The following is a 6,417-nucleotide window of genomic DNA, read 5'->3' on the forward strand; positions in this document are numbered from 1 at the left end:
GGCATGGCTGCTACTGGATAATGCTTTTACGGTCACGCTACCACAAGACCGTAAAAGATGTCAAATGGGTTCTATAGAGTGAAACCCCCGGTTTTATTTCTTTAACAAAGTTAAGACGACTCAGATCTTGGCAGTCAACTTGTGCGATCATATTTGCGAGGAGCTCCCAGTTTATTTTGTTCACCTGTATAGAGATAGCGGAGGTTAGCATCAACTCTTAACTTGCCAATAAAGTCTAAATTCAACTCTCGCACAGCCTCCCAGAATTTAGAGCGATAGTAATAGCCATCAGCTACCAAATAACGCACAGACTTAGGAAAGAAAGAACGAGTATTCTTTAAATGTTGTGCATAGTCATCAACTCTTGTGACATCAGGCTTTGAGCTTTGAGTATCCTGTTTTTTACGAGATTTTTTTGACCACTTATTCTTCTAATTTTTGGGCGTTTTTTTTCCGGGCTTTATTTGAGGACGTGATGGAGTTTGTTGCACACTTAAGCTATAAGATAAACGAGTCTCAATTTCGACAATAGAAATCACAGAAATTTCTAATCCCTGTTCTGATTTACCAGCTACACCATTATAAAAGTAAGCCTTACCGTCAGTTTTTTTGCCACTTTTTCTTAAAAAAGAACAATCAATAACAGCAATGATTGTGTGTTCAGGGTTTAAGGCAACACGCGAGAAAATATTGATTAAATTGTGGAAAGTTAAAGCTTTTGAGAAAGTGACGACGGTAGGTTTTTTCGCTTAAACAACTATAACGGCTGAGATTTGTGAAGTTGACCTTGCCATAAGCCAGCAAGATAGTTGAGAATAAAGTGATTAAAAACTTCTTTTGGGGTTGACTAATCCCTGGCATTTGTTGTAAGATGGATTCAATGATTTTCATAAGGCAATCTGTTGAGCTTGTATGTTTTTATAGCTTAACCGAAAAGAGTGCCTTTTTTTCTGTTTATTTTGGGCTCAGATTTCACTCACTTTTTCAGTTCTCTGTTTTATTGCGATCGTATCCCTCTTTAAAAACTGTCCGAAGTATTGTTAGAACTATTGTTAGAATAGTCTATCGCAAGTCGAACCGTCAACATTACGTAACTCAGCCAAGGATTTGCTATATTTATAATATAACCTTCTGTGATGTTGCTTATAATAATAGACAGTAGAAAACAAATAGGTATTCCCGCTTCTTCCAGCGTGCTACGACTCAAATACCGAACTGCGTAACCTAAATTCAGCAGCAAGGAAGTCATCATTAAAATTAATCCCGGCCAACCGAAGGCTAACAAGATCCCAATCCCCCCCTTGTGAGGATTTTTAGGTTGAAATCCATTAGTAGTATAAATAAAATAAGCAGGAGTAGCCGAGCCAAACTTATCTTGTTGAAAAAATCCATCGAATCCGTAGCCCAACCAGGGGCGCTGATTGACCGCAGCGATTAACTGCGGCCAGAATTCTGTCCGCCCAGTTAGAGTCAAGTCCTTGCCTAACCCACCTACAATAATATCCTCTAGGTTGTCTACTACAAAAACAGTCATAATTATACTGACCACCAGGAAACATATAATAGCAGTAAATGCCCACTGAAAACTTAATCTTTTAAAAAACTTTAGAGACGACACAGCAATTATTAATATGATAGTAATCACTAGAGCCGACCCCGATTTATTAGCCCTTACTAGGTAAAATGAAAATAACATCATTCCCAAAGCAATCCAGCGCTCTTTCGGAGTTTTAGCTCCTTGAGAATAATGCAAATACCAAAATGCCGTACAGAGAGCTAAGACTCCCCCCAAAGAATTTTTAGATTGGGTTAAGCCGACAAAATCTCCTGAGCCAGGGGGTTTCATTACAAAACTTGCCAAACCGATAGCCGTGTATCCCCACCGCCAAAAACGAGATAAATCCTCCCATTTATATTGCGCTGCAATATAAAAACCAAAAGCAGTAAATTCTGAAAAAGCTAGACCTGCTCTTAGCGTTTCTTCAGGAAATAGAGACCAGAATGTAGACACTAATGGAAGTAATGTATAAAGTAAAAAGAAAGGATTTATTGTCAATATTTTGGCAAAAACTTCTATAAAATTGCTACTAAAAATTTTAATTCGTGAAATCTAAATCAATACTACGCAGGGGTAAAAAAAATAACGTATGAGTTTTAATATGCCACCGTCGAGATATTTCAAGTTAATAAAAGGCAAGTAATTAAAAGGAGGTTGTGTTAGAAAGGGAGAGATGAAAATATAAAGACAAGCAAAGCTTTTTTCTCAAGCCAAACTTATTTTTTTATAGCTGGTAAAGTGAAATAATAGTAGAGTTGCTATCGCGAATATAGCAAGTAGCATCCATGTTAATGAAGAACTCCCTAAAATCAGCTCTTTCAGCATATTTGGTAGAGACACGGGTTCAGTCATAATTGCTTTCCTTTATCCGAAATAAGAGCAAATTATCTAGATATAAAATATAGCCGTCAACCCGCAACCACGCTAACACTGAAATTAGGCATAAAGCAAAAATACAGCATCGTTTTTTCGGCGATCGCTTAAAATAATGAGCTTTTTGCCCAGCACTAAAAAGGCTACACTTATATAAATCATAGTCAATAAAATTAGGTGGTGTATGGTTAACACCCATTTTCCAAGACAGATAGCCCCGTCGGTTGTGGGTCTGGTTTTGTTTGCTTCCAGTGTCCTCGCTGATGCCAGAAGCACCCCGGCACAACTTCCCATCCCCCTAGGCGCAGACCAAGCCCAGACCGTTGCGCCCGTTAGGAGAGCGCCCGAAAGCTATAAACTCGGCGGTGGCGATCGCATCCAAGTAGAAATACTCGAAGTACCCGAACTCAGCCGCGGCTACGAAGTTCTTTCCGACGGTTCAGTCAACCTGCCCCGAATCGGCTTGGTCTCCGTCCGCAGCCGCACCTTAGTAGAAGCCACCAACATCATCCGCAAGGCCTATCGCCGCGTCCTCAAAGACCCCATAGTCACAGTCAGCCTCGTCGCCGCCCGCCCCCTCAACGTCGGCGTCATCGGAGAAGTCACCAGGCCTGGAAACTTCACCATTACCCTAACTCCCGGCCCGGGAGCCACGCCGAGTGTCCAGTACCCCACCGTCACCCAAGCGATCAGACTAGCAGAAGGCGTCACGGGTGTTGCGGACATCCGCAACATCCGTGTCCGCCGTCCCCAACGAGACGGCCCGGATCAAGTGCTCAACGTCAACCTATGGAAATTCTTGCAAGAGGGAGACATCTCTCAAGACATCATTTTGCAAGACAGAGACACAATCGTGATTCCCACAGTCGCCAACTTCAACCAAGCAGAAGCTCAGAACATCCCTCGATCCCTTGATGAGCCCAGCTAATGCCACACTGAATCAAGCTTTAGTTTCCAGAGGATTTTTTGGGTACGAGAATACCAGAGCTAGAAGGGATAAAGTTGAGCTAGTCCGCCTCAATAACGACGGTACAGCTACTAAACGGACGATCGAAGTCAATTTAACTCAAGGAATTAACGAAGAAACCAATCCTCAACTTCGCAACAACGACATGATTATCGTATCTCGCAGGGGTCTCGTCGATTTTGTCGATCGCATGAACGCTGTAATCGGATCTGTCGGCCCAGCTACCAGAGTGTTAAATTTTATAAACGTTCTCCGATTTTTATTCAGGTAAGAAGGTGGCGGGTGAGGTGGATAATTCCTGGCAAAGGTTAGCTCACAGTAAAGTATTTGCTTATCTTTGCTTATGTATGCTACTATTCTCTACATGGCATATGTACCACTCAGAAAAGCAGTCGAATTTCTGGGCTTGCATCCACACACATTAAGGAAATATGCAGACGAAGGGAAGATCAAGAGCATCAAAAACGAAGCAGGGCAACGACTCTACGATGTCGAGTCATACCAGCGCGGTGCAATTAGAGCTACCCTTGTTTGCTACTGTCGCGTCAGTTCCCCAAAACAACGAGACGACCTCGCCCGACAAACTGAATTCATGCGACAACAATACCCCGACGCCGAAATTATCCAAGATATCGGGTCGGGGCTTAACTTTAAGCGAAAAGGACTGCAAGCCCTACTGGTCAGATTTATGCGCGGCGAACAGCTCACGGTTGTTGTTGCCTGTCGCGACAGATTGTGCAGATTTGGATTTGAATTATTCGAGTTCATGGCGGAGCAAAACGGTGGACAAATCGTGGTTCTTGACCGAACTGTTCACTGCCTTTGAACCGAACTCACAAGCGATCTTCTTGCCATCCTTCACGTCGACCGTTGCAGAATGCACGGACTCAGGAGTTACAGCAAGAAAATCAAGGAAGATCCGTCTATTCCTAAAACCTGAGCAAAAAGCGCTGATTAAACAGTGGTTTGGAGTGAGTCGCTTTGTTTACAACACGACTATCAAATACCTACAAGAACCAGGTACAAAAGCTAGCTGGATGACAATCAAAACTGGAATACTCAACAGTTTGCCAGAATGGGCAAAACCTGTGCCTTTCCAAATCAAATCGATTGCTATCAAAGATGCTTGCTCAGCGGTTAAAGCAGCAAAGCAGGGTTTCAAGAAAGACGGGCAAATCCGTAAGTGCAAATTTCGCAGTAGAAAAGACACCAGACAATCTATTTATGTGCCGAAGTCGGCTATAAAAGACTGTGGTGTTTATCATTCTATTTTAGGTAAGTGTGCATTAACAGAATCATTGCCTGCAAATTTCAGCGACGGTAGGCTGACTCTCGCTTACGGCGAATATTACCTAGTAGTTTCTGAAGAAGTGCAACAAGTCAAGACCGATAAACAAGGTCGGCTTGTTGCCTTAGATCCCGGTGTCCGCACGTTCATGACGTTTTTCTCTGAAAATTCCTATGGCTGGCTCGGAAATGATTCTAATCTGTACATCCAGAAACTGTGCTTTCGGTTGGATAGATTGGTGTCAAAAATTTCCAAAGCTCCCAGTCGGCAAAAAAGAAGATTCCAGAAAGCAGCCAGTAGGCTTCGTTGCAAAATCAAGAATTTGGTCAAAGAGTTGCATCATAAAACAGCTAAGTTTTTAGTTGATAATTTTGATGTAATTCTGTTGCCAACCTTTGAAAGTTCTCAAATGGTGTCTAAGTCGCGTCGCAAATTAAGAAATAAAACGGTGCGACAAATGTTGACCCTGAGCCATTATGAATTTAAAACTTTCCTGAAGTGGAAAGCTTGGGAAAATTCAAAACTCGTGATTGATTGCAACGAAGCTTACACCTCGAAAACTGTGTCGTGGACGGGCGAAATCGTTAAAAATCTAGGTGGTGCTAGAACTATTAAGTCCGTAGTCACCGGATTGAAGATGGATCGGGCTCTGAATGGTGCTCGCGGGATTTTCACGGGCGAGGCATTGGTTGACACGCCTTTGTTGAGAAATTCTCTTAACTTATATGTTTGTTAGGATTCGTTAGCAAAAATGTGTCGGCTAGAATAAACTAAACAATAAGATTACCCAGCCGCGACCTGGCCGCTTCAAAAATATCAACCTCAAAAATATCAACCTCAAAAATACCAACCTCAAAAATACCCAGGCTGAATATGGATAGCAGACAAGATTACCAACCCTTCACACCCAAATCGAATGGCAAACTGCCGGAGTTATCTGCTCACAACTACAGAGATCACTTCGTAGAGGAGAGAGAAGAAGAAAAGCTAGACTTGTCCTGGCTCTTAGGCGTCGTGCGCCGTCGCTTCCTGGTCATGGCAGCAGCCACCATTGCTTTGATCGCCCTGGAATGAACAGCGATCGTCCTCACGTCTAAACAGATTACGATCGAGTATGAAGCCTCCTTTTCCCTGTTAGTAGAACCAGCCACGGCTGAAGGTTTGCTATCCAAACAATTAAACAACACCCAAGCGGCAGACTTAGCAAGAATTAATATAGAAGGAATTAGCTTAGTAGACTACGAAACCCAAATTAGGATTTTGCGTAGCCCCAAATTGATGCAGCCCGTGATTGAGGAATTGCGAGCCTGGTATCCCAAAATGAACTATACGGCACTGATCTCAAAAATGTCCATCAACCGCGTCAGCTACGCGAAAGATGGCAAACAGCAAGGCACAAAAATTTTACAAGTTCGTTACAAAGATTCAAACCGAAAAAAATTTTCTACCGTATTGGATAAAATTTCTAAAGCTTATCTAGACTACAGCTTGCAGCAACGGCTGATCGGCATTAATCAAGGTATTAAATTTATAGATACGGAGATGCCCAAGCTCCGAGAAAGAGTGGAAGTTCTGCAACTGCAAGTCCAAAGACTGCGGCAGCAGAGCAACTTGTTTGAACCTCAGATGGAGGGAAAATCTCTCTCTGAACAAGCTTAGTGGTGCAGAAAACTCCTGAGATGCTTAAGGAGCGTAGAGAATCATAGTTAATGGAGAAAAGGGGCTTGCGCC

General features: G+C 42.7%; 8 protein-coding genes. 6 read left to right on the forward strand and 2 right to left on the reverse strand.

What is annotated here, in order from left to right; all coding sequences use genetic code 11:
• Nucleotides 1-134 precede the first annotated feature (134 nt).
• Nucleotides 135-308 carry a hypothetical protein gene (locus tag QUA16_RS35100; protein ID WP_333181732.1) on the reverse strand — a complete coding sequence of 58 codons (174 nt, stop codon included), beginning with the start codon at nucleotides 306-308 and terminating at the stop codon, nucleotides 135-137.
• A 710-nt stretch (nucleotides 309-1,018) separates the two neighbouring features.
• Nucleotides 1,019-2,056, reverse strand: a complete 1,038-nt coding sequence (locus QUA16_RS35105) for an O-antigen ligase family protein (RefSeq protein ID WP_333109290.1) — start codon at nucleotides 2,054-2,056, stop codon at nucleotides 1,019-1,021.
• 559 nt (nucleotides 2,057-2,615) lie between these two features.
• On the opposite strand from QUA16_RS35105, the gene QUA16_RS35110 reads away from it, so the two are divergent.
• The 6 genes from QUA16_RS35110 to QUA16_RS35135 all read left to right on the forward strand — a co-directional run bounded on the left by QUA16_RS35110 (nucleotide 2,616) and on the right by QUA16_RS35135 (nucleotide 6,345).
• The gene (locus QUA16_RS35110; RefSeq protein WP_333109287.1) at nucleotides 2,616-3,359 is read left to right on the forward strand and encodes a polysaccharide biosynthesis/export family protein; all 744 of its coding nucleotides are present in this window, start codon (nucleotides 2,616-2,618) and stop codon (nucleotides 3,357-3,359) included.
• Nucleotides 3,343-3,669 carry a hypothetical protein gene (locus QUA16_RS35115; RefSeq protein WP_333181734.1) on the forward strand — a complete coding sequence of 109 codons (327 nt, stop codon included), beginning with the start codon at nucleotides 3,343-3,345 and terminating at the stop codon, nucleotides 3,667-3,669. Before QUA16_RS35110 ends, QUA16_RS35115 begins: the two co-directional genes overlap by 17 nt.
• Before the next feature lie 72 nt (nucleotides 3,670-3,741).
• Nucleotides 3,742-4,224 carry an IS607 family transposase gene (locus tag QUA16_RS35120; RefSeq protein WP_333181736.1) on the forward strand — a complete coding sequence of 161 codons (483 nt, stop codon included), beginning with the start codon at nucleotides 3,742-3,744 and terminating at the stop codon, nucleotides 4,222-4,224.
• Entirely contained in the window at nucleotides 4,181-5,422 is a 1,242-nt protein-coding gene (locus tag QUA16_RS35125; RefSeq protein ID WP_333181738.1) for a transposase, read from the forward strand. Before QUA16_RS35120 ends, QUA16_RS35125 begins: the two co-directional genes overlap by 44 nt.
• Nucleotides 5,423-5,559: 137 nt before the next feature.
• Nucleotides 5,560-5,760 carry a hypothetical protein gene (locus QUA16_RS35130; RefSeq protein ID WP_333109279.1) on the forward strand — a complete coding sequence of 67 codons (201 nt, stop codon included), beginning with the start codon at nucleotides 5,560-5,562 and terminating at the stop codon, nucleotides 5,758-5,760.
• A gap of 87 nt (nucleotides 5,761-5,847) precedes the next feature.
• The gene (locus QUA16_RS35135; protein ID WP_333109277.1) at nucleotides 5,848-6,345 is read left to right on the forward strand and encodes a hypothetical protein; all 498 of its coding nucleotides are present in this window, start codon (nucleotides 5,848-5,850) and stop codon (nucleotides 6,343-6,345) included.
• Nucleotides 6,346-6,417: the final 72 nt, after the last annotated feature.

Source organism: Microcoleus sp. S13_C3 (assembly GCF_036700905.1).
Lineage (GTDB): Bacteria > Cyanobacteriota > Cyanobacteriia > Cyanobacteriales > Microcoleaceae > Microcoleus.